Source organism: Veillonella parvula (genome assembly GCF_048309325.1).
GTDB classification, from domain to species: Bacteria; Bacillota; Negativicutes; order Veillonellales; family Veillonellaceae; genus Veillonella; species Veillonella parvula_T.
The window spans coordinates 69,791-95,056 of record NZ_DBFBTX010000002.1; the positions used below are offsets into that span (position 1 = coordinate 69,791).

General features: G+C 38.7%; 19 protein-coding genes. 5 read left to right on the forward strand and 14 right to left on the reverse strand.

Features of this window, described 5'->3' with window-relative positions:
• Positions 1-43: 43 nt before the first annotated feature.
• The 5 genes from ACMKPP_RS00760 to ACMKPP_RS00780 all read right to left on the reverse strand — a co-directional run bounded on the left by ACMKPP_RS00760 (position 44) and on the right by ACMKPP_RS00780 (position 7,529).
• Positions 44-2,065, reverse strand: a complete 2,022-nt coding sequence (locus tag ACMKPP_RS00760; RefSeq protein WP_008714517.1) for an LTA synthase family protein — start codon at positions 2,063-2,065, stop codon at positions 44-46.
• A gap of 67 nt (positions 2,066-2,132) precedes the next feature.
• Positions 2,133-2,888, reverse strand: coding sequence for a glycosyltransferase family 2 protein (locus tag ACMKPP_RS00765; protein WP_008714518.1), 756 nt, complete (start codon positions 2,886-2,888; stop codon positions 2,133-2,135).
• A gap of 57 nt (positions 2,889-2,945) precedes the next feature.
• Complete coding sequence (locus tag ACMKPP_RS00770) at positions 2,946-4,979, reverse strand: LTA synthase family protein (protein WP_302943647.1); 2,034 nt, start codon at positions 4,977-4,979, stop codon at positions 2,946-2,948.
• A 334-nt stretch (positions 4,980-5,313) separates the two neighbouring features.
• On the reverse strand, positions 5,314-6,492 hold the full coding sequence (locus ACMKPP_RS00775; RefSeq protein ID WP_038125602.1) for a hypothetical protein: 1,179 nt from the start codon (positions 6,490-6,492) through the stop codon (positions 5,314-5,316).
• A 437-nt stretch (positions 6,493-6,929) separates the two neighbouring features.
• On the reverse strand, positions 6,930-7,529 hold the full coding sequence (locus ACMKPP_RS00780; protein WP_418369156.1) for a class I SAM-dependent methyltransferase: 600 nt from the start codon (positions 7,527-7,529) through the stop codon (positions 6,930-6,932).
• Between the two features lie 306 nt (positions 7,530-7,835).
• Here ACMKPP_RS00780 and ACMKPP_RS00785 point away from each other — a divergent pair, with 306 nt between their 5' ends.
• The 3 genes from ACMKPP_RS00785 to ACMKPP_RS00795 all read left to right on the forward strand — a co-directional run bounded on the left by ACMKPP_RS00785 (position 7,836) and on the right by ACMKPP_RS00795 (position 13,744).
• Positions 7,836-9,191: a hemolysin family protein gene (locus ACMKPP_RS00785; RefSeq protein ID WP_418369157.1), complete on the forward strand. Its 1,356-nt coding sequence runs from the start codon at positions 7,836-7,838 to the stop codon at positions 9,189-9,191.
• A gap of 429 nt (positions 9,192-9,620) precedes the next feature.
• Positions 9,621-10,685 carry an efflux RND transporter periplasmic adaptor subunit gene (locus ACMKPP_RS00790; RefSeq protein WP_418369158.1) on the forward strand — a complete coding sequence of 355 codons (1,065 nt, stop codon included), beginning with the start codon at positions 9,621-9,623 and terminating at the stop codon, positions 10,683-10,685.
• Entirely contained in the window at positions 10,682-13,744 is a 3,063-nt protein-coding gene (locus ACMKPP_RS00795; RefSeq protein ID WP_418369159.1) for an efflux RND transporter permease subunit, read from the forward strand. Before ACMKPP_RS00790 ends, ACMKPP_RS00795 begins: the two co-directional genes overlap by 4 nt.
• Positions 13,745-13,938: 194 nt before the next feature.
• Here ACMKPP_RS00795 and ACMKPP_RS00800 read toward each other — a convergent pair whose 3' ends face one another.
• The 9 genes from ACMKPP_RS00800 to dnaA all read right to left on the reverse strand — a co-directional run bounded on the left by ACMKPP_RS00800 (position 13,939) and on the right by dnaA (position 23,596).
• Complete coding sequence (locus tag ACMKPP_RS00800) at positions 13,939-14,256, reverse strand: YbjQ family protein (RefSeq protein ID WP_004692937.1); 318 nt, start codon at positions 14,254-14,256, stop codon at positions 13,939-13,941.
• A gap of 209 nt (positions 14,257-14,465) precedes the next feature.
• The gene (locus ACMKPP_RS00805; protein ID WP_008601859.1) at positions 14,466-15,947 is read right to left on the reverse strand and encodes an amino acid permease; all 1,482 of its coding nucleotides are present in this window, start codon (positions 15,945-15,947) and stop codon (positions 14,466-14,468) included.
• 10 nt (positions 15,948-15,957) lie between these two features.
• Complete coding sequence (gene gyrB / locus ACMKPP_RS00810; RefSeq protein WP_316591528.1) at positions 15,958-17,859, reverse strand: DNA topoisomerase (ATP-hydrolyzing) subunit B; 1,902 nt, start codon at positions 17,857-17,859, stop codon at positions 15,958-15,960.
• Positions 17,860-17,936: 77 nt separating this feature from the next.
• On the reverse strand, positions 17,937-18,185 hold the full coding sequence (locus tag ACMKPP_RS00815; protein WP_058948347.1) for a hypothetical protein: 249 nt from the start codon (positions 18,183-18,185) through the stop codon (positions 17,937-17,939).
• Positions 18,186-18,198: 13 nt separating this feature from the next.
• Positions 18,199-19,101 carry a DciA family protein gene (locus tag ACMKPP_RS00820; RefSeq protein ID WP_316591527.1) on the reverse strand — a complete coding sequence of 301 codons (903 nt, stop codon included), beginning with the start codon at positions 19,099-19,101 and terminating at the stop codon, positions 18,199-18,201.
• Complete coding sequence (recF, locus tag ACMKPP_RS00825; protein ID WP_119563109.1) at positions 19,088-20,188, reverse strand: DNA replication/repair protein RecF; 1,101 nt, start codon at positions 20,186-20,188, stop codon at positions 19,088-19,090. Before recF ends, ACMKPP_RS00820 begins: the two co-directional genes overlap by 14 nt.
• A 3-nt stretch (positions 20,189-20,191) precedes the next feature.
• Positions 20,192-20,425 carry an RNA-binding S4 domain-containing protein gene (locus ACMKPP_RS00830; protein ID WP_004692943.1) on the reverse strand — a complete coding sequence of 78 codons (234 nt, stop codon included), beginning with the start codon at positions 20,423-20,425 and terminating at the stop codon, positions 20,192-20,194.
• A gap of 157 nt (positions 20,426-20,582) precedes the next feature.
• Positions 20,583-21,695, reverse strand: coding sequence for a DNA polymerase III subunit beta (gene dnaN / locus ACMKPP_RS00835; protein ID WP_128114398.1), 1,113 nt, complete (start codon positions 21,693-21,695; stop codon positions 20,583-20,585).
• Between the two features lie 326 nt (positions 21,696-22,021).
• Entirely contained in the window at positions 22,022-23,596 is a 1,575-nt protein-coding gene (gene dnaA / locus ACMKPP_RS00840) for a chromosomal replication initiator protein DnaA (RefSeq protein ID WP_128114397.1), read from the reverse strand.
• Positions 23,597-24,654: 1,058 nt separating this feature from the next.
• On the opposite strand from dnaA, the gene rpmH reads away from it, so the two are divergent.
• Both rpmH and rnpA read left to right on the forward strand, forming a co-directional pair.
• Positions 24,655-24,789: a 50S ribosomal protein L34 gene (rpmH, locus tag ACMKPP_RS00845; RefSeq protein ID WP_004692946.1), complete on the forward strand. Its 135-nt coding sequence runs from the start codon at positions 24,655-24,657 to the stop codon at positions 24,787-24,789.
• Positions 24,790-24,868: 79 nt separating this feature from the next.
• Positions 24,869-25,228: a ribonuclease P protein component gene (rnpA, locus tag ACMKPP_RS00850; RefSeq protein ID WP_004692947.1), complete on the forward strand. Its 360-nt coding sequence runs from the start codon at positions 24,869-24,871 to the stop codon at positions 25,226-25,228.
• The last annotated feature ends 38 nt before the right edge of the window (positions 25,229-25,266 follow it).

Here is a 25,266-nt window from a genome sequence, read left to right on the forward strand (position 1 = left end):
TAATGTTTACATATACATCAATAGATATCATCGTCTAATTATACTACGACTTATTCATACTGTCCTCATGATTAATGAGCCACATGGTCAACAATGTCCAATCACGAGCATCATCCCCATGATTATCAATAGGCCGAATTGGCTCAACCGGTTTATAGGACGGTATGTTGCTTTCACCATAATCCATGCGAACATCGCCCATCATATGCGGCGTAATCCACTGGTACGGCGTAACTAAAGTTTCTGGCTGCTCATCAAACAAGGACGGCACAATGGAATAATATTCAAAACCCTTTGGTGCAATGGTTTCAATAATGGTAGGCATGAGGCTCATATGCGTGCCAATGGGCACCGTAATCACATCCTTAGTGAAAGCAGGATGTTGTAACAACCCTACGGTACAGAATGTATCGCGCAAGGTATAGTCCCGTTGAATTAAAGATGTATTATTCAATGAGCCAAATAGATTAGAGTGATCACCTGTAACAACAAATAAACTATCTGGAAAGGCCTCTTTCATAGCATTTACAAAGTTAAATATTGCCTTATCACTATAGCGATAGGTAGCCAATTCTTTATTGCGTTTCTTATTAGATTTTAGATCATCCCCAAGATTCGGCATGACCTTTTCAGGATCATAATCTAATAAGGAATCCTCCATTTTATAAGGACCATGATTGGATGTAGTGTAAATAAAATGGAATGTCGGATGATCTAATCCTTTAATTTGTTCCGTTATATTCTCTAAAAATACGTGATCGTATACGCCCACCCAAGTTTTAGGTGCATCAGGACCACAGAAAACAGAAGCGCTTTCCACACGGTCAAAGCCTTGAGCCTTACCGAAGTGATTAAAGTTGCCGTACGACGCATTACCACCATACCAATAAATCGTATCATAGCCTAATCGCTTCATTTGAGCTGCCAAAGAGGTCGGCAACGGTTCATGCCAAAAAGCTTCCCGTTCATTGATTTCCATACCCGCATCATAGACGCCGGATAATAGACTTACAATGGATGGACGAGACACATTACCAGCAGGCAAGAAATTAGGTACTTGCACCGTATGAGGATTATCTTTAAAATCCCATAAACCAGGACATATATTGAGATCCTTATAAGGTTCATCAAGAGACCATTGAGGGATACTTTCACCAACAATAAAGAAAATATGCTGCGGTTTATCAATACGAGGACTTGATGCAACACGTTTAAATGCATGAAGCGGTGTACTCAAATCCTGCCAGGAATCTTTGTATTTGTTAGGAACAATACGATGTATAGCGTCATCAATATCCTCAGGTGATGCGGTATATTCATCACGTAGCGGATGTTTAAACACCGTTTCTAAGGCACATAAATCTGGCACTGTAGCACGAGCAAAGAATATATCTTCTTTTACCACTGTAGGAATCGTATCCCATTCTGGTTTATCATCATGAGATAAGGTACCACCGTAGCGGAACCAATAGAATCCTAGAACAGATGCCGCCACAAGTCCTATATTCCAAGCTACAGTAGGCCAGGTTCCTTCAATATTTGGATATGGTATAGATGGCAAGGATAAGAAGAAACCTCCCATGAACCAGGATATAACTGCAATAGGAATCAATCCTAGAATGACAAGAATTCCTCGGTCTTGATTAAAGAATACATCAATCAAATTCCGTTTCTCTGCATGATTTCCATAATGAACCATATAGTTGTACGTATCATGGAAATGCTTGTAGAAGATCATTTTTCCTGCAAAGGCTGCGTACAGTACACAGGAATACATCGTTAGACCTACTAATCGTATGGAATCTTCTATTTGATGGTACCCTTCAAACCATAGTGCAGGGAGTGTCACCAAGACTAAAGGTAGTAAGAATACATAGGCATCAAAATCCATGCCCCACCAAAAGCCGTAACGCAATGAACCTAGAGCTGATTTCCAACGACCTTTCCATGTTGGATACGGATTATAAATAATCATAAAAATGATTCGAAAGATACTACTCAATATGGGTGCCCAAATCATTAATTTTATATTTTGTTGTAGGGATAGAAAAAATTGTTCACTCATTTATACTTCCATATCTACTTAAAGAACAATACTTCCCCATAGCAACCTACTTATACTACATTACTGATTATAATTGTCCATTAGATTTATTCAAATAATACAATTTTACATACTTTGTCATGGTGTACATCATATGATAGATCGATAATAAAAAACCTATTTTTCCGTCTAATATGCCACCTTGCAAAATATATATCTTGAAAAATGCCCATGTAGGGCGCAATATAATATCCCCTAAAAAATTACAAGACTTCCCTTGTGCCTTGTATTTATTAGCTGCTACCGTCGTATACTTATTGAACTTCTCAAAAAATTGATGCCAGTTATCATACGTATAATGATACAATTTTCCCTCTAATGTATCTTGTGGATACGGACTGATAAAAGCTTCGTGAACAGCCCCTTCCACAGTTGCTCCCTCTCGAGGCATCAATCGTAATACCTTATCAGGCCTCACCACACCATGGGTTGCCTGATTATAATGGAATAGATTATATCTGCGTAACCAATACGCCTTCGGTTCACCTTGAATAGCTCGTTGAATAGACTTTGCTAACTCTAGTGATACACGTTCATCAGAATCGACAAATAGAATCCATTCACTCTGGGCTTGTAAAATACCAAACCGTCGTTGTTGTGACCAATCTCCATTTAAGGGATGTGGTATAACCTTTGCACCCAATCCCGTAGCAAGTGATACTGTCTGATCTGTACTGCCATCATCGATGACTAAAATTTCATCAGCAAATTGAATACTCTTAATACAATCTACAATATGTTGTTCTTCATTGCGCGCTAAGATAATAGCCGTCACAGTACTCATAGATAATCCTTTAACTTACAAATCAATTTAATTTAATGGATAAAAATGTATATTTCTTTATTTGATGACATCCCCATGTTTAATGCGCCATGCCGCAAGTTCACGCATGTTTTTAATCATATCCCCATAGGATTGAGGCATGCTCGCACTTTGTTCTAACACTTTGCCACTTTTATCAAGATATAGTCTATGATTAAATACAAATTCCTCTTGTGTAAACAAGCTTGGTACCATCGCTTCATAGGTTTGACCAGGTCGGCCTACCAATTCCGCCAAGGTTGGAATGATTTGAATGCTCATGCCGAACGCATTAGGTGCAAGCCAATCTTTATGAATACCACGACCATAAAAAATAATAGGAATAGTAGATGCCACATTAGGACCTACTTCACGAGCAAAGTTAAAGCGTTCGCTATGGTCACCTGTAATGACGAACAGTGCAGACGGATCTGCTGTTTCTTCGCGAGCGATAAAATCACCCATTACGTGGTCTGCGTACCAAATATGGCCCATTTCGTTCAATTGCTTATCGTTTTCTTCGATAGAATCTGGCAAATGCCCTTTTACCTTATTCACATCGTAGCCTTCCTTAGCCACATTGATGCTATACGGTGGATGATTAGAGGTGGTCATAATCACATTGAGGATTTTTTCCCCTCTATGCTGATCCATGTAGGCAGAAATAGCTTTAAACAAGTCTTTATCGCCTACGCCCCAAGCATTGCCGTCTTCGCTTGGCATTTCAGAGGCATCGTGGAATTCATCGAAACCTTGAGATAAAACAAAGTTTTTAACATTTTGCCATGTGCTAAAGCCACCATACCAGAATACAGTCTTGTAGCCTAGTTTTTTCATAACAGGACCAATGCCTAAACCGTAAGGTTCTTTGAAACTTTCACCTTCATAGTTAGGATATAGCCCTGTATCAGGCATACCCGTCAACAAACCATTGATGGCTGGCATCGTGCCTGTGCCTTGGGCAAGGGCTAGCTGCGTGCTCATCGCATGAGGGCTGGCAGCGTATTTACGACCTTGCTCAACTAGGTACGCACCAGGATCGTTATATTCAGCAAGGAACGGCCACAAGCCATAGGATTCTCCAAGAACAAGGTTTATAGACTGCGGTTGATCCGCTAATCGTTGTGTCGTAATGGTTCTCGTGAAAGAACCGTCAAAATTTGTACCGTTAAACTTACCACCAACGGCAGTTATTTTTTCATTTAACTCTTGAGGCGTTAAGTTAATAACCTCAAGCTCAGCCGTCCGTTTTGCAATGCTTTTAACACGATAGAGCGCTTGTACATCGTCGAGGATATTTTCGTTTAACAGATTTGAACTAAGACGGGCTGCACTTTCCCAGTTGATAGAATTTGTATAGCTGAAAGCACCGCCAAATCTAAAGAATAGACCTAGTACACCGATAACGACAGTCAATGCAATGCCCGTCATCCATTGTGTTTTCTTCGTCTTAGGATACCAAGTAGTACAAAGTCGTCGATTATCTGCAGAATCACTATTTCTTACATTATCCGCATCATCACCATTCCTTAGGTCAACAGCGTAGTCACTATATTTCTTCGTGTTCCACGCTAAAAAACGAACTAGGAACCAGCAAAGAGCTCCACTCAATACAACGGCCCCAATAATGTACATGAGGGCATTATATTCATTGATAGCGGTATTTACAATGGCGCCGATATCATCGTTTTTACCGTTGATGAGCATCGCATTGTAGGAGGAATTGAAAATTTTATAGAACGGAATGCGCCCCAAAAACAAGAAGGTCAACAGTACAGTCGCAATGGAGTAGAGGACCTGTTTAATGCGCAAGGACGGCCATTTTGGCACAAAGGTATGTACCAACGTCCCCCCTAAAAATCCCAATAAACACAAAGAACCGACGGTCTTGAGACTCAATCTAAATCCTAGCCATAAGGACGTGAGGATATTCTCCATCGTCACGGAAGCCAGTTGTGATTGAAATACTGCAAGAAACACGATTCTAAATGCAGTCAACAAAGCAGAGAAAAAGATAAATACCTTAATCTCTGTTCGTATGCCTTCAAATAATCGCTGCCATCGGTTCATCATTAACCCCTAACTGTTGAATCTTATAACCTAATTGGTATATCACATAATCCAACTATATTGTTACAAACGTAACAAAACTACATAACTATACTGCCTAAATGAGTAATAAAACATCATAAACTAGATATACTACATATATATCCTACGTAATATGTTACGTAATATTCTACTAATTACATAACTATCAATTATTTTGGATATTTCTTACATTTAGGACCTTTACATCGTTTGCATTTACCGCATCCACGGTCGATAGTCTCAGCACCTGCTGATTTCTTTGCACTAGCACTCTCCTTGACCATCTTTTCAGAGGCCTTACTATTCCATACGGAAGCTATCGATTCTGCTTTTTTGCGGATTCATCCTTTTTGGATTTTTTATCCTTTTTCTTGTCTTTCTTCTTATCTTTTTTCTTGAAAGTATCAGCTAAAAAGACTGTTTTTAACTTATCATTTAAAACTTTAAGCTTCTTTTCAGCCTTGTCTTTCTTTTTCTTTAACTTTTCTTCATCTTTAGAACGTTTTTCTTCCTTAGACTTCTTATGTTTTTTCTCTTTTTTATCTTCTTTAGACTTTTTATCTTTCTTAGATTTTTTCTCGCCTTTGGACTTTTTGTCTTCTTTGGATTTCTTATCCTCTTTAGATGTTTTGTCTTCCTTGGATTTTTTATCGCCCTTAGTTTTCTTATCTTCAGAACCGTTGATACGCGCCCATTCATCGTCAACGCGTTTCAATTTCTTTTTAAGAAGCTTCTCCATCTTCTTATTTGTTTTATCGGACTCTAAACCAGCTTTACCAAATAATAAAGCATTCACCGCCGTGTATGGATCGATAGAGGACATATCCTCATCATCCACTTTAGCTTCCTCTGATTTCTTATGTTTCGATAATTCATCAAGACCATCTACATCTAACGCTTCATCTTCATCTAAATGATGAATTGCTAAGCTTTCAACGCCTTCTAAAGGTTTTACATCAAGGTGCTCAATCGCAGTATCTTCAAAATCTGCCATTTCCTTACCGGAGCTTTCACCAAAACCAGTAAAGAGGCCGCCTATAGATTTTAATTCGTTTAATTTAATATGGTTCATGCCCACCGTAGAATCATGATGCACAGGAACATCAGATAATTGTACCTGTTCCATAGCATATGCATCATCATTATAACTAGCGCCCTTGCCAAGTTCAGATGTATTAGAAATGACGATATCTTCCTTATCGTCGCCTAACACATCACCAAATAAATCTTCTTCTAAAGATTCGTAAGAATGCAATAAGGACATACGTTTTTGAACATCTTCAATTTGATTCCACAAATCAACAAGAGAAGATGTATAGTACACCCGTTCCTTTACCTCTAAATAAGCTTGGTAAACGATAGATAATTCGGTCTCATTAAGGCCTTCCTCTGCACCAATTTCTTCAATCATTTGTTGAATCTGTTGATCTCGGTCATATCGTTTAATTAACGCTTTACGAATGCGTTCAATCAACATTGTATCGATGAGTTCCATATGCACCTCCTGTATTCAATACACTCAGTCCTACCCGCTACATTAGCGTATACGAATCAATGTATAGAATCATAAAAATGAATTGATTTTATAATCTCTAATATATTATTATAGCAGAATTTATCTGCTTTTTCCTTAATAATATGTGTAAAAGTTCCTTAAAAATAGAATAAAACCTCAATTTAAATACGTTCCTAATAGTATGCATTTCATACTACTAAAACACTATTCAAACCGAGGTTATTTAATCAAATTTATATACATCATATTCATATATAAACTTACTATATTAAAGTCTGATATTTATTTGTTACATCAATATAATATGTATTGCATCCATCGGATTTTTAACTGTTACATCAAAATATATCTAATTGTTACATAAATGTCTTTAAAGGTCTTAAATTATTTCATTATAAAAGTCTTACATTACTGCACTAAAACAAGTTAACTGAATAAACGAGAATTCGTTCCTTTGCATCGCTGGCCTCAAAGAGGTCACTACAATCAATAGGTTCCTCTTGTTCCAAGCGCACATGGTTATTTAAAAAGTTCTCCACCTCGTCATTAACGTAGTAGAAAAATAACTTAATCTCCCGAGGATTATGATATAGCGAATCAAAGATATTTCCTAATACCCGCTTAATCGTATGGAGTGCAAAGGGATTAAAGAAAAAGCATCGATCAGCCTGATCTGGCAATTCATACAGCGCCGCATCACCTAGTACAAAGCTTACACGATTGCGAGTTGCCGGGCTTTCACCATTGATCAAAGCCCTTTCATAAAGCCGTTCATCGTATTCGATGCCTATAGAATAGCAGCCCGTTTGGTAAGCCATGAAAATACTCACTCGGCCCTTGCCACTGCCATAATCGATGAGCGTATTTTTCTTGCGAATATGACCGCTATTTGCCAATCGCTCCAGCACGCAATAATCCGTCGGCTCATACGGATGGTGCTCCGTATCAGATCGACTATCGTCGCGGCCAGAAGTTTTAATTTGTAATACATTTTCCCACTCTTGCTCTGTTGCCATCTATATAATCCTATCATGAGATACAAATTATATAACCTAAAATTTAATACTAATCTTAATTTCTATACATACTATACCCTTATTAGGGTACTAGTTACAAATTAAAATCAATCATATTATAGTAGATAACAAAGGAAATACATATTTTTGTAGCATTTAATGCGTACAAAAGGAAAAATGAAAGCAGCAATCCTCCTTTTTCTGTGCTAAAAACACTTATTAATGCCGATATGGTATACTAAGAGTAATATTTCTATTATTCTCATGTGCAGAATTATATGTAATTAAAAAGGAGTATCTACTTACATGGACAGTGATCTGACCTTAGATTTTATCATTATCATCGTATTAATCATCGCGAATGGTTTATTCTCTATGACGGAGTTAGCCATCGTAAACGCTAAAAAACGTAAGCTTGAAGAATTAGCTGAAGCAGGCAATGAACGCGCGAAAAAGGCCTTTGAATTGGCAGAGCACCCAAATGATATGTTCTCCACGATTCAAATTGGCATTACCCTCGTTGGTATTTTAACTGGTTTATATTCTGGTGCCACCTTTTCTGGTCCTTTAGAAGAAATATTAACTGCTAATATTCCAAGCATTGAACCGTACGCAGCCTCAGTGAGCTCCTTCCTCATCGTTGCGATCATCACTTATTTATCCCTCGTTATAGGGGAGCTCGTGCCAAAACGATTGGCCTTAAATAGCCCTGAGGGCATCGCTGTGGTGGTAGCAAAACCGATTTATTGGCTCTCTGTAGCCCTAAAACCAATCGTTAGCTTTCTCGGCGTTTCCACAGAATTCCTCTTAAAAATTCTAGGCGTTACTGTAAAAGAAGAAGCACCTGTTACAGAATCCGAAATTAATAAAATGCTTACCGAAGGCGTTGCCATGGGTGCTTACGAAGAGGAAGAACCTATCCTCGTAGAAAATATCTTCCATCTCGCAGATATGAACGCAGGTGATATAATGACGCCTCGTACACAGCTCAAATGGATTGATCTTAACGGTACGGAAGACGAAATCATGGAGGTTCTCAAGAATGCCAACCATTACCGCATTCCTGTAGGTACCGATTCCTTGGATGAATTAAAGGGTCTCATTACCGTATCCGACGTATTAGTTCAAATTATGCAACGTCCTAGTGAAAGTTCCATTCACGATATCATCAAAGCTTGTTTGAAAGAACCTGTTCTCGTTCCTGAATCCATTTCACTCATGAAATTATTGAACGTTCTACGTACAGAAGGCGTTCACGAAGCAATTATCCTCGACGAATATGGTGGTTTTACTGGCCTTGTCACCTTGCATGACATCATGGAAGAAATCGTAGGCCTTATGCCTTCTGGTGAGGAAGAAATCAAGGAAGAAGAAAACAAGATCATCGAACGCGATGGTGCATGGCTCGTAGATGGCCTTCTCAACGTAGATGAATTTAAAGAATTCTTCCACATCGATCAAGAATTGCCAGGCGAAGAAGACGACTTGTACAAAACTATGGGCGGTCTTTTAAACGTCCTCTTCGGTCGTATTCCAAAGGAACTCGACAAGGCAAAATGGAACGGCTATACCTTTGAAGTCATCGATATGGATCATACTCGTATCGATAAAATCCTTGTAACCTATGAAGAACCTATTGTAGAACAAGAAGAAGAAAAATAAAGTTCAAAAATAAATAGACAAAATCTAAAGAAGTGAGTTCTCTTACTATGAACTGTACCCCAAAAATTGGACATATTTTTGGGTACAGCTCAATCAATAGAGGACTCACTTTTTTTGCTACATTTTTGTATTCATAAAATAAGTAATACATATACTGGCAAAATATAGATTACTTTTAAAAATTATCGTTAAAATATATCATCAATTATATAAATTAATTATATAATTCTTTTATTTTCTGCATAAAGGCTAGAACTTTCAATATAAATATAGTATTATTAAATTGTATAAAATATATAATTAGTTTTTTCTATAAAATATATAATTAGAAATTAGAGTTTTCTAATATACATATAGAGTCCTATGATTACTACCTATGTGTAGTTCTGTGTCATAGGGCTTATATGCGATAGTCAAAGGAGAGATTCTATGAATCAACGAATCATAGCAACCATAGGAGCCCTATTAATAGGGACCGCCATCATAAGTGGTTGTGGATCAGAAAAGCCCCCTGAAGATACAAGTCTCAAGGTGCGTACCATCACTATAGGTGAAGAGTCTGGAACTACTGATGCTGGCTATGCAGGCACCATTCATAATAAAACAGAAACAAACTTAGCCTTTCAAATTGGAGGGCGTGTCATCAACAAATTTATAAATGTTGGTGATGTAGTGCAAGCAGGCCAAGTGATTGCTCAAGTCAATGGTTCAGATACATCAGCTCAGGTGCAAAATGCTGAAGGTGCTGTAAAAGCTGCTCAATCGGCCTACGAATTGGCAGAAACCAATGCTAAACGATACCGCGAGCTTTATGCACAACAAGCGATTAGTAAATTGCAATTAGACCAAGCTGAAAACCAATTGAATGCCACATCTGCTCAATTACAACAAGCACAAGCAAACCTTAATTTGAGTAGTAATCAAAATAGCTATACTAATTTAACGGCTCCTGATACAGGTATTATTACAGCTTTCAATATTGAAGCAGGACAAGTCGTAGCAGCCGGTCAAAGCGTTGGTACCTTAGCGGCTGGTCACAATCCAGAAGCAGTCATTGCCCTTCCTGAACAAGAGTTGAGTAAAATTCATGTAGGAAGCCCTGCTACTATTACCTTCTGGGCCTTACCAGATGTAACAGTACAAGGCGTTGTACGTGAAATTTCACCAGTTCCTGACCCTGTAGCGAGAACGTATACCGTAAAAATCACCTTGCAAAATGCGCCTAAAGAGGTACAACTAGGTATGACGGTCAATGCTAATCTATCTACCACAGATAGTACCAATATTTCTATTCCGTTAACGGCTCTTGTAAAAGACTCTAACGGCAATAATGCGGTCTATATCATCCGCGATAAGAAGGCTCATCTCGTGCCTATCAAGACTGGTGAATTCGGTAAGAACTCCGTCATCGTCACATCTGGTTTAGCTAAAGGCGACATTGTCATCACCGCAGGCACCCAACAATTACAAGAAGGGACGGCGGTTAGTCAATGAAACAATTTAACTTAGCCGAATGGGCTCTTAAACACAAGTCCATTATCTACTACTTCATGGCTGTGCTCCTCACCTTCGGTATTTTCTCATTTACCCATATGGGACGCATGGAAGATCCTGATTTTACGATGCGCACCATGGTGGTCGGTGTTGCTTGGCCGGGGGCTTCTCCACAAGAAATGTCGAATCAGGTAACGGATAAACTCGAAGAAAAACTACGCGACCTTCCTGGTGTAGATTATACAAAATCTTTCACAGATGGCAGCAAATCCGTTATTTATATCAATCTAAGAGAGGATTTGCCATCCGATAAGATTCGTCCCGCTTGGGAAGAAGCGCGGAATATGATCAACGACGAATGGAAATCATTGCCTGCAGGCGTTCAAGGACCGACCATCAACGACAGGTTCGACGATGTATATGGCATTATCTATGCCATTAGTGGTGATGAATTTTCTTATGAAGAAAAGCGTCAACAAGCAGAAGACTTAAAGCGTCAGCTTTTATCTGTTCCTAATGTTAAAAAAATCAGCCTCATTGGGGTTCAACAACAAACCCTCAATGTAACCATAAACAAGGATAAACTCGCATCCTATAAAGTCAGTACACAACAGCTGTTAACAGCGCTTAAACAGCAAAGTATGATGGTTCCAGCTGGTGTGATTACAACGGATACAAACAATGTATATCTTCGCGTCAACGGTCTATTCGATAGCCCTCAAGCGGTGCGAGATATGCCAATCCGCATCAATAACCAAACGTTGCGCCTCGGTGACATGGCCGATGTAACCATGACCTACCAAGACCCTAGTAGTCCTCAGTTCTACTACGAAGGCAAGCCGGCTATAGGTATTGCTATCTCCATGGATGCAGGTGGAAATAATATAGAATTTGGTGAAGCCATCGATAAAAAGCTAGCAGAATTGAATAAAACGATTCCTGCCGGCCTCGAACTCAAGCAAGTATCGAATCAGCCTCATATCGTTAAGGAATCTATTGGCGATTTCTCTCAATCCTTATTTGAAGCCATCGCCATCGTATTGCTCGTAAGCTTTGCATCCCTTGGTTTACGAACAGGTGTTGTGGTAGCCCTTACCATTCCAGTCGTTGTGTCTACGACGTTCATCTTGATGTATGAAAGTGGCATTTATCTACATAAGGTTAGCTTAGGTGCCTTAATTCTAGCTTTAGGCCTCCTCGTAGACGATGCTATCATCGTTGTAGAAATGATGAGTGTTAAGCTCGAAGAAGGGTGGGGCCACTTTAAATCGGCTACCTTTGCTTATCAATCTACAGCATTTCCTATGCTATCTGGTACGCTCATTACCTGTGCAGGCTTCTTGCCATTAGCATTGGCACAAGGTATGGTAGCAGAGTTTACAAAATCTTTATCCATTGTTGTATTTATGGCACTCATCCTATCTTGGTTCGCCTCTGTTCTCGTCAGCCCTGTATTGGGTTATAAAATCATTGAAAACAAGGCTCCTAAGCCGGAATCGGAATGGACTAAACGAGACCGTATCATGCACAAGCTCAATGTGACCTTCTATGATAAGTTTGAAAAACTATTACATTGGGCTCTAGGACATCACAAGATAGTCCTACTGGCCACATTAGGAGCTTTCGTTTTATCCTTGCTTTCACTACCATTGATCAAACAGGAATTTTTCCCATCATCAACGCGTAATGAAATTATTGTATCCATGCAATTCCCTCAAAGTTCGTCCATCGAGTATACTGCTAACCAAGCAAAAATTATTGATGAACATTTGCAAGGTGACGAACGTATTTCAACCTTTACCTCGTACATTGGACAAGGTTCTCCGCGTTTCGTTCTCACCTTAGAGCCAGAATTGCAACGAAATAATTTCTTACAATATGTGATCGTCACAAAATCCTTAGAGGATCGGGATAAACTATATGGTGAATTAACATCTTATTTAAATGAAGAATTTCCTTCAGCTCTCGTAAATGCTCAATTTATACAAATTGGCCCACCATCTAAATATCCAGTTATGCTTCGCATTGCTGGCCCTGATCAAAAAGTGGTAAAAGAAATTGCCAACCAAGTAAAAGCAAAAATGCAAGACGATAAAGACTTACAAAATATCGCCTTTGACTGGCCAGATACAGAACCTGTAGCCAATATTCACATCGATCCAAACAAGGCACGTTTACTCGGCATCGATAGCTACGCTGTATCCTTGCACTTACAAAGTCTATTGTCTGGTACTAAGTCTGGTGAATACTACGAAGGGAACCAAACCATTCCTGTTACCTTCCGTTTAGGTGACAACGAGCAACATAACTTAAGTGCTCTTTCATCCTTGCCAATTCAAACAGGCAATGGTTCCTACGTACCTCTTAGCCAAATTGCAACTATTACCATGGCTCAAGAGGATGGTATTATATGGCATCGCAACATGATGCCAACTATTAGTGTTCATGCGAATGTAAAAGCCGGTGTCTTAGGCAATGCGAAAACAAAAGAGGTCTATAAATCATTACAAGACATTCGAGATTCCTTGCCTACAGGCTATTCTATTGACCTAGACGGCGCCGCTGAAAAAAGCGAAACAGCCGTTCAAAAGCTATTAACACCAATCCCAATTATGCTCTTCGTAATCATGACAATCCTCATGTTCCAATTAAAGCGTATCGCCCTCATGATAATGGCTCTACTCACTGCTCCATTGGGGCTAATCGGTGTTGTATTAGCACTCAATATTACGAGAACGCCATTAGGCTTTATGGCTATTCTAGGGATCATCGCCCTCTCGGGTATGATCATCCGTAACTCCATTATCTTATTAGACCAAATTGAAATCCACAAGTCAGAAGGACAAGAACCGCGTGAAGCGATTATCAACTCCGCTACACTTCGTTTCCGCCCTATCATGCTTACCGCTATCGCAGCGATTTTAGGCATGATTCCTCTTATGGGATCTGTATTCTGGAGTCCATTGGCCATCGCCTTTAGCGGCGGCTTACTAGTGGCAACGGTTCTAACACTTATCGTATTACCTGTCATGTATGCGAGCTGGTATAAGATAAAATAACTAATATTTAGCTAATAAAATATATAATATTAATCTAATGAAATGTCTAATATTTTTCTAACGAAATATCTAATATTTACATAACATCATAAAATATAGCATTAGCTAGTAACTTTATTTCCTTAGTAAAAATCCCCTAATCGTTGTGAAAGTTTACACTTAAACATCGATTAGGGGATTTATATTATTTATTATTAAACTACTACAGCTGTACCATTGCATGTAATCATAAGCATGCCATTTTGTGCACCTACTGTGCTGTATTGGAAGGATACGCCAATAATAGCATTAGCACCCAATTTAGAAGCTCGTTGAGACATTTCGTCGAGAGCTGCTTTACGCGCATTCATCAAAGAATCTTCATAGCTACCGCTACGACCACCAACAATGTCACGAATACCGGACATGAAATCTTTTACAAAGTTACGGCCTTCTACGACTTCACCAAATACAATACCTTTGTACTCTTGTACAGGTTTGTTTTCAATATGCATAGTTGTAGTAATAATCATAATTGTATCCTTTCTAATTGACTACAATATATTTTGATTTATTATAACAAGACTTTTAGAGAAAAACAAATATAAATATAGCTTTCACATAAAACAATTACATATTGTATCTCCAAAAATTACATACTATATATCAAAAATTTACATATTATACATCAAAAAAAGACCTGTTCACTACTTTCATAATGAACAGGTCTAATTTTATATTTTTATCTATCAAAATCGCGGTCTAAGTTAACTTCTTTCAACGGCACAACTTTAGTTTTGTTGATGTATTTGTAACCAAGGTACACTGCGAAGAAGATTGGTAAGCCAATGTAGGCAACGGATACGCCGTACCAGTCGATAGTATCGCCTGTGAAAGCGGAGTAGTTTTGACCACAAATGATGATGACGCAAAGAATGAACGCCAAGATTGGGCCAACTGGGAATAACCACGCTTTGTATGGCAATTCACTAAGATCTCTGCCTTGTGCAATGAAAGCACGACGGAAACGATAGTGAGATACTGCGATACCAACCCAAGCGATGAAACCGCATAGACCAGAAATATTAACAATCCATGTATAGGCTGTACCTTCGCCGATAAAGCTTGTTAGGAACGCAAATAAACCGATTGCTGTCGTTAAGATTAACGCAGGCACTGGAACGCCGCGTTTATTTAACTTAGCAAAAATTTGAGGTGCTTGACCTTCCTTAGCGAGTGCGTACAGCATACGCGTAGAAGAGTACAAACCAGAGTTACCAGCACTCAATACAGCTGTTAAGATGATAGCATTGATAAAGCTAGCAGCAAAGGCAAAACCAAAACGATCAAATACGAGTGTAAATGGAGAAATAGATACGTTCTCTACACTAGAGTTCAACAAATTTGGATCTGTGTACGGAATCAAGAAACCGATAACCGTGAAAGCACCGATATAGAATAATAGAATACGCCAGAAGATTGTATTAATCGCTTTTGGCACGTTCTTTTCAGGGTCTTCCGCTTCACCAGCGGCTACGCCGATAAGTTCAGTACCTTGGAAGGAGAATCCTGCCACCATAAAGATAGCGAGAATAGATTCCCAACCACCTACAAATGGAGCTTCTCCTACGGTCCAGTTCGCAAATCCTGGAGATGTGCCACCTATGCCAAAGATAAGCATAAAGCCACAGAATAGGAATACGAATACGGTAATCACCTTGATGCTAGAGAACACATATTCACTTTCACCAAAGGAACGAGTAGATAAATAGTTCAAGCCGAATAAAATGAACAAGAACAGAGCAGACCATACGATGGCAGGTACATCAGGGAACCAATATTTCATGATGAGCGCCCCTGCTAATACTTCAGCAGCCAAGGTAATAGCCCAGTTAAACCAGTAATTCCATCCTAAGGCAAAACCAAAGGCAGGATCTACATAACGTTTTGCGTAAGTCCCGAAGGAACCTGGAATTGGCAGGTATGTAGCCATTTCCCCAAGAGATGTCATGAGAAAATAAACCATGATACCAATGAGGCCATAAGCTACAAGAGCACCACCAGGGCCAGCTGTACTTACCACTTCACCACCAGCAACGAATAAACCTGTACCGATGGCGCCACCTAAAGCAATCATATTCATATGACGAGCCTTTAGGGACCGTTTTAGATGTTGATCTTTATTAGACGTAAACTCTACGTTACTATTATGATTTTCAGACATGGGTCACCTCTTACAAATCTAGATTACGCACGTATTTTGCGTTATCTTCAATAAATTTACGACGAGGCTCTACCTTATCACCCATGAGAACTGTAAAGATTTTGTCAGCTTCGATAGAATCTTCTAAGCTAACTTGTAAAATCGTACGATTATCAGGGTTCATTGTAGTTTCCCATAATTGTTCAGGGTTCATTTCACCTAAACCTTTGTAACGTTGGATTGTAGTACCATCACGGCCTACTTCATCAAGTTTAGCAGTCAACTCTGCATCAGAGTATACATACCAGTGAGATTTACCTTTCTTGATTTGATACAAAGGTGGTTGAGCAATATAGATATGGCCTTCCTCTACCAATGGTTTCATATAGCGGTAGAAGAATGTTAATAACAATGTACGGATATGAGCGCCGTCAACGTCCGCATCTGTCATGATGATAATCTTATTATAACGGGATTTTGTAATATCGAATTCTTCCCCAATACCAGTTCCGAAAGCGGTAATCATGGAGCGAATTTCGTTATTAGCCAAAATCTTATCTAAGCGTGCTTTTTCTACGTTAAGGATTTTACCACGCAATGGCAAAATTGCTTGGTAACGACGATCGCGACCTTGTTTTGCAGAACCGCCCGCAGAATCACCTTCGACTAAATAAATTTCAGTCATAGATGTATCTTTTTCGGAACAGTCCGCCAATTTACCAGGAAGGCTAGATACTTCCAAAGCATTTTTACGACGTGTTAGGTCGCGGGCTTTACGAGCGGCCTCTCGAGCACGGCTTGCCATCGTTGCTTTTTCGATGATTTTCTTCGCATCTTGAGGATGTTCTTCAAAGAATGTTTTAAGACCTTCTGTAACGATAACATCTGTAATACCCTTAACTTCGCTATTACCAAGTTTAGTTTTTGTTTGACCCTCAAATTGAGGTTCCAACACTTTCACAGATACGACAGCCGTCAAACCTTCACGCACGTCCTCACCTGAAAGATTGGACTCATTTTCCTTGATCAAACCAGATTTACGGCCATAATCATTGAGGGTACGAGTTAAAGCAGCACGGAAACCAGATAGATGTGTACCACCATCAATAGTATTGATGTTATTTACAAAGGACAACAAGTTTTCGCTATAGCTATCGTTATATTGCAATGCCACATCTACCACAACGTCATCTTTTGTATTTTCAATGTTGATAACAGTTGGATTAATTGCTTCTTTATTTTCGTTCAAGAAAGTAATGAAAGAAATCAAACCACCTTCATAGTGGAAACTTTCAACACGAGGTTCCTCTAGGCGCAAATCGCTCAATGTAATGCGAAGGCCTTTGTTAAGAAATGCCAATTCTTGTAAACGCATTTTCAATGTATCAAAGCTAAATACGGTAGTTTCAAAGATTTCTGCATCTGGCTTGAAAATAACTGTAGTACCAGTGCCTTCGGCCTTGCCAATTTCGTGCAACTCGGAAGTTTTATGACCACGAGCAAAGGAAATTTCTTGAACAATACCATTTTGAGATACTTGAACCTTAGTCCATTCACTCAATGCATTAACTACGGAAATACCTACACCGTGAAGACCACCAGATACCTTGTAGCCACCACCACCGAATTTACCACCGGCATGCAATTTCGTTAATACTAGCTCTACCGCAGACATACCAGATTCATGCATCCCTGTTGGAATACCACGACCATCATCGACAACAGTAACACTATTATCTGGATTGATGGATACTTCGATATGTGTAGCATAACCAGCAAGCGCTTCGTCCACAGAGTTATCTACAACTTCGTATACGAGGTGATGCAAACCACGAGCAGACGTACTACCAATATACATCCCTGGGCGTTTACGCACCGCGTCTAGACCCTCAAGAACCTGAATATTCTGAGCGCCATAATTTTGTTCAGGCATGAAACAAACTCCTCCTAACAATCTATCATACTGCACTTGATTGAAATAAAGTGACAAAACATGTACAGGATTAAACTTTATCTCTTTATTATACTATAAAACTCATCAATCCGTCTCATTAAAGTCTTAATACTGATACCAGATCCATACACACAAGCATCAGTGACCACATATGTCTTGATTTGCTCCTCTGGCACCATGGCGATATATTCTAGCGTTTCATAGTGATGAATAGGACTTTTATGGGACTTTCCGCCCTTGGCATGCACCATCGTAATAATGGATTCTATGGGCACGGAAATGGTATCTCCAATATGAACATACATAAGAATGCCCCCTCTACTTTTCTAATGTCCCATTAAGGGCATCGATTTTGCGCTGTTCCTCTTCAGCAAGGAACTTAGAGCGATATTTATTACACAAATTAATAACGTGCTGATCCGTCAACTCATCAGGCTTTTTGTGGGTGATAAGCATGGCCACCATAAACATATGACGGCGATTAATAGATCCTTTATAAATCTTATCAAGGTAAAAGTATATGGATTCTCGCATCGCTTCTGCAAAGTCTGGAAAACTACACTGTATAAATTGCTGACAGTCACTATATTTAAAGTACGGATATTTTCGAATAACAGATTTAATCTCCTTTATATGAGTCCGATGCAATTCATATTCACAGGTTGGACAGATTTCCTTTTTAGATTCCATGTGCATGCCACATCGTTTACAACGATGGTATCCATGCTGCTCTAAATAGATTTCTCGCTTTCGAGCCGTAATTTGTATTTTCCGGAAAGCAGCTTTTAATGCTTCGTTATCCGTTTGTTTCAACGATGTATCGATGGCGTCTACGTCTTCTTTTGAAAGCACGATATCTGCAAAGTTAATACGTTTTGTAATAATTTGTTCATCAGGAATCGTAAGAGACGTATTAGTTTCTACTTTCACATAGCTCTGACGTTTCATGATGAAGCGAATATCGGTGATTACCTCTTGGCGGTAATACTTGTTGATAGCCTCGATGATACGACGTTTTTGCATCTGTAATTCCTGCATCCACATGGAATTATCTGCACTGATAACCATATTTGGAGGCTTGATGGACACAATTTTTGTATGATCCGCGATGACATCACCTACTACATCACGCCACTTGTGAACAAGGGTATTTAATTTATATTGTTCCAGTAAATTCAGTTCTGCTAAGGCCTTTGGTAAACAAAGATCAAGGCTGTCCATACTGAACTTGTCCCCCTTCACAAGAAATAAATTGAACGGATTTCAAATCTTTAAAATCGTGAATATCTGTAGTGGTAATAAATGTTTGAATTCGTTTATGAATAAACTGCAATAAATTCGTTCGTCTCGACTCATCAAGTTCGCTCAATACATCATCCAAGAGAAGAACTGGATATTCTCCTACCTCTGACTTGATAAATTCAAGCTCACTCAACTTTAAGGACAATACAGCGGTTCGTTGCTGCCCTTGCGATCCAAATTTCTTTAAATCCATAGCATCGGAAAAGAATCGTAAATCATCACGATGAGGACCAACGCTAGTGCTTAAACGATGACGATCCTGCGGCAACGCTGCTTTGATACGTTCGTAAAAGCCTTCCTTTGTATATTCCAATAAACCATTGTCCATATACGGCTGTTCATAACCAATGGTTAAATTTTCAAGGCCACCTGTCAATTTACGATTCATCAAATCGATGAGCAGATTGATTTTTTTTAAGCTTTCTAATCGTTTCTTTACGATAAAGCTCGCCATATCTGCTAGCTGCAAATCCCATTCTTCAAGAGGAATAGTATTCTTTCCCCTATATTCTTTTAGGACTGCATTTCGTTGCTGTAACAGCCGATTATATTGCATTAATTGATGATAGTAAGTAGCGCTGGTCTGAGATATTTCCATATCGAGGAATCGCCTACGTCCCGATGGAGTCCCCTTGATGAGCTGTAAATCTTCAGGACAGAAGATAACTGTATTTAATGTACCAATCAGTTCTTTTTGAGATATTTTTGTGTCGTTTAATCGAATATCCTTAGGGCCTTGACGGAATAATTTAATATTTACCTTTTGAGGCGTATCTTTTTTCTCAAATTTTACAACTATGCCTGCTTCTTCAGCATTAAACATGAGCATATCTGACGTATCATTCGTACGATGGCTTTTACCAATGGTACCAACATAGATAGATTCGAGGATATTCGTCTTACCAGCCCCATTAGTGCCATATAGAACAATAATCTCAGGATTAAACTGTATCTGTACATCCTTATAATTACGAAACTGAAATAACTGCAGTGAGTCAATTCTCACCGATTATGCCTCCTCTTGTGTAATCACGAGGTCTACATCAAGACCTTCACAAGAAATCACATCACCAACGCGGCATTTCTTGCGTTTTTCCGTTACGACCTGACCATTCAAGGTAAGGATGCCTTCATCGATGAAAGATTTAATTTGACCACCTGTTTCAATGATGCCTTCTAACTTCAACAACTGATCAATTTGAATGTACTCCGTATGAATGGGTACCTGCTGTTGCTCTTTCATAACGTTCTCCTAAAGTAGACAATTAACATAAGCATATATATCATACTGAGTCCAGGTCGCTCGCTGGGCATTTTTCTTCGAAAAATTGCACGCTCCGACCAAAGTGATGTGTGTCTCCCATCGTCGCTACCGCTCCTCTGTTAGCTCACACCCTACTTTAAGCATTTGTGCGAACTGGTGTTACTACGTATGTATAGTTTGGATTATTGTCTTGTCGAATGACAACAGGACCATTTTGTTTTAAGAACAAGTGGATATTATCGCCTGTGCTGTGACGCAAGATGTCAGAAATGTAGCGACCATTGAAGGAGATTGTGAAAGGTGTGCCTTTAAATTCAACAGCTACGTCTTCTTTTGCCATACCAATTTCAGTATTTTGAGTAGACAATGTTACATTACTTTCAGCCCAATCATAACGAATTACATTATAGCTGATATCTTTAGCCAATAAGGATACGCGGTCAACGGCACCAGCGAATTCGCGGCGGTCAATAACAGCGCTAGAATCGAATTGGGAAGGAATTACCTTTTCATATTCAGGGTATGTACCTTCAATCAAGCGAGAAATAATATAAATAGATTCAAAATTGAATACGATTTGTGTACGATTCCAAATGATATTGATCATAGCTGGATTATCTGTTGGTAATAAACGAGATACTTCAGCCAACGTTTTTGTAGGGATGATAGCACGCATTGGAGTCGTTGCTGGTTCATCGATGGTAATTTTTTTAACAGCCATACGGTGTGTATCGGTAGCAACCATAGTGACTTCGTTTTCATTGATTTCAAGAAGAGCACCGGTAAAAACAGGACGATCTTCATCAGTAGCTGCTGCGTAGTTTGTTAAATCGATAAGTTCTTTCATAGCAAAGCTATCGATGTTTACATGATCTTGGTCGTGAATTTGTTCAACCAAGGAGAAATCATCTGGGTGTAATGTAACAAGATTAAATTCGGAAGATCCAGATGTGATTGTCAAAGAATTTCCGTCTTCTGGTTTGTAAAGTTCGATAGTATCGCCAGGTAATTTACGAATTAATTCTTGGAAATAACGGGAACCTACCACTAAAGTACCAGGTTCTTTGATGTCGCCGTCAATTGTTAAACGGATACCAAGTTCAAAGTCGTTACCTTGCAATTCTACTTGACCATTTTTTGTAGTTATGTAAATAGCACCTGGTAAGTTGGAACTTGTTTTATTTTGAGATACCTTTTGCAATACGTTGATTGCTTTTTGGAGATTTGCTTTAGGGAATGTAATATGCATATGTTACTCCTTTATAATTTTTATATATTGTAAAAGCACTAATAATTAATTGCTTTGTTTGTAATATTCTATGTTTACTATCTTAGATGCTCTATAGATATTCTACGGTAGATCTATTTCTACTGGTTTTTTGATTGTTTGTTAGTTTTAGTAGTAGTAATAGTAGGGGCCTGTTTATATGTGTAAAAGTGATTTGGCGCTACTAACTGTGTGAATTATGAGTTGTGTATAACTATGTTGATAGTTTGTACCTACTTATCCACATATTAACATCAAAGTATGAGTTTTAGGATATCCACAAAGTTATTCACCGTATATCCACAGAGTTATCCACAGGTTGTTAATTTCTGTTTAATTTCTGCAACCATTCGTTTAGTTTCTTCGTTTTTTTCAATTTCCTTCGTTATTTTATCGTATGCATGGAGAATTGTCGTATGATCACGAGAAAAAGCTGCTGCGATTTGAGGATAGCTTTCATTGATCATATCGCGGCATAGATACATGGCGATTTGCCGTGGAAATGCGAATTGGGCTTTTCGTTTCTTGCCGAGTAGGTCTTGCTTTTTAATATTGAAATAAGAACTAACAAAATTCTGGATGCTTTCAATATTAACCATATTCACCTCTTCGGTATGAACGAGGCCCGCCAAGGCGTGTTTTGTGTATTCTAGGTCGATAGATTCGAGACGTTGATCGATGGATGCTGTACCGATGAGCTTGGTAAAAGCACCTTGCAATACGCGGACGTTTTCGCTAAATTGCAATGCTACGTAGTTAATTGAATCATTATCGATACGAATAATGCGATTCTTTTTATATTCTCGTTCGAGCAGTGATCTGAAGATGGCAATGCGTGTTTCTAAATCTGGATTTTCCATTGTGGCAATGTAACCAGCTTGGAAACGAGAGCGAAGACGATCTTCGAACTGCTCCATATCGTTTGGCATCGTATCAGAGGTAAGAACGATTTGCTTGTTGTTATTTAATAATTCATTGAACGTATTAAATAGTTCAGTTTTCGTACTTTCACGGCTTTCAAGGAACTGAATATCGTCAATCATGAGCACATCGATATTGCGGAATGTGTTGCGGAACAATTTACCTTGGTTGCGCTGTAATGTTTCAACGAAAATATTCATAAAGTTTTCGCTCGTAATAGACATGACCTTCATATGTGGATGATTTTCCTTGATAGCATTACCGATGGCGTGCATCAAGTGTGTTTTGCCGAGGCCCGATGGACCATAGATAAAGAGCGGATTATAGTCTCCACCTGGAAATTCAGCTACATTTTGAGCGGCTCCAAATGGTATTCGGTTCGCATTGCCCGTTACATAATTATCAAAACGGTACGCCGGATTGAGATTAGATAATGACAAGTCTACAGGAACATTATCAGACTGCAATGTTGGCATTGTTTCTGTCGGTTTCTTTGGTGTCGCTATCATTGGTTCGTCTGGAATATCCACAGGCGCTGGCGCGCGGTCGATATAGACAGGATCTTGATAGACTGGTGTGTAAAACTCCTCTTGATGAGCCTTTTCCTCTACTATAGGTGGTAAAGGCATCGGCGGTGCTACAACAGGCGTATCGATGAGATTTTCATCAACAAAGGTAGTATCTACACTTTCTTGATTGAAATCGAATAACACCATATCTCGATGGGAACCGATAACCGTAGTAATCGCATCCTGCAAAGCCTTGCTAATTTGCGGCTGCTGGTCGATTAAGTTTTTTACAAATGTTTGCATGACCCCAATATGGATTGAATGACTTTCGAGAGACATGGGAATCAACGATGATGTGACGCGCAAATACAATGCATCAGGTAAATGTTGCATATTCTTTTTCGCCTCTTGCAATATATGCTCCCATATATTATTTAAATCAAATGATTGCATGACGTGCCTCTTGTGAATAACTATTGCAATAAATGTGTATAACTTTAGGAATAATGTGCATAACCATTGTAAAAGCTGTGGAAAAAACTATTATTCCTGTGAATAACTTGTGTATAACCTGTGAATAAGTAAAAATAAAAGTCTATTTTATATAGATAATTACTGACTTTTCAGTTTTTATAAACTAAAAGAGAAAAAATGTGGATAACTTCGAAAGTTATCCATCAAAAACATGTAAAAATATATTATTTTTGCTAATTTCAAGTATGATTGTACCAAAAAATCACTAGTTTGTCATTTATTCTGTGGATAACTTTTGGTTATCTGAAGGAAATGTGTTAATAAATTAATAATTATTTCATTATTTGTTCATCAATTACTTTTGGGGGAGGAATGAAAACTACTTTTATCGCTCCATTCTAACGCAAGTCGCTCAAAAAGTAGTTTTCATTCCCCTCCTCCAATAAGATAATTTTTATGATTATTATACACATAGATGGAAAAGTAATTGATGAACATAACAACATCAACCTTCAGATAATCAAAAATAAATGATAGATAAAAATGACAAACTAGTGATTTTTCTAAAAGGGAGTCTTAGGAGCAGGAATAGATGTGGATTTTTGACCGACTTACGATGAGTATGGAGGGAGAAAACCACATCTATTCCTCCCCTCTCTTCAACTGGAGATCAAAACATAAATTTGCCAAAGTATAAAAAGATTTGAATTGTGAGTTCTTGTATGTTGATAAATTGATGTTACGTTTACATCGTGTAGTGGTATTGAAGGTGACATTAGGGTTTACTTAGGGAGGGAATATAGGGTCCTTTTGAGCGACTTTACGATGAGTATGGAGCGATGAAGGAGCCCTATATTCCTCCCCCTGGAAACGTAACATCAATTACAGGATAAAATGTGTAGTAGAATTATTTTCAGAAATACAAGAACTCACAGCAGAACCCCTTTATTATATTGACAAATTTACGTTTTACCTCTATAATTACCCTGTTATGGTATAAGTAAAACAATACAGAATGACGAGGAGGTGTTTTACTAATGAAACGTACTTACCAACCAAATACTCTTTGGAGAAAACGTACCCATGGTTTCCGTGAACGCATGAAAACTATTGGTGGCCGTCTCGTTTTGAAAAGAAGACGTGCAAAAGGCAGAAAACGCTTATCTGCATAATATAATAGCTGTTAGGCAGGAGAAAAAACTTGGCGCTGCTGCCAAGTTTTTCTATTCTTAGGACTTAAGGACAATGCATATGGATTATTGCCTTGATAAAGCAAGACGACTGACGCACAATAATGAATATCGCCTTGTGTATAAGCACGGAAAATACGAAGTAGGCCGTATGTGTGTACTGTATCGTATGCCCGTGGCAAAGCAACCTACGCGCATTGGTTTTGTAACAGGTAAAAAGGTTGGTTGTGCAGTGGAGCGCAACCGAGCTAGACGCCTGATGAAAGAGGTATATCGCCTCAATCAGCACGCCATTCGCGAAGGGTATCATATCGTAATTGTTGGACGTGGCCCTCTGAAAAACGCTACCTACGAAAAAGCGGAAAAGGAGATTTTGTATCTCTTGCGAAAAAGCAAATTATTGATACAAAATGATAAATAGGACCACAAGTTAGAGGCTTTGGTCCTTTTTGTGTATAT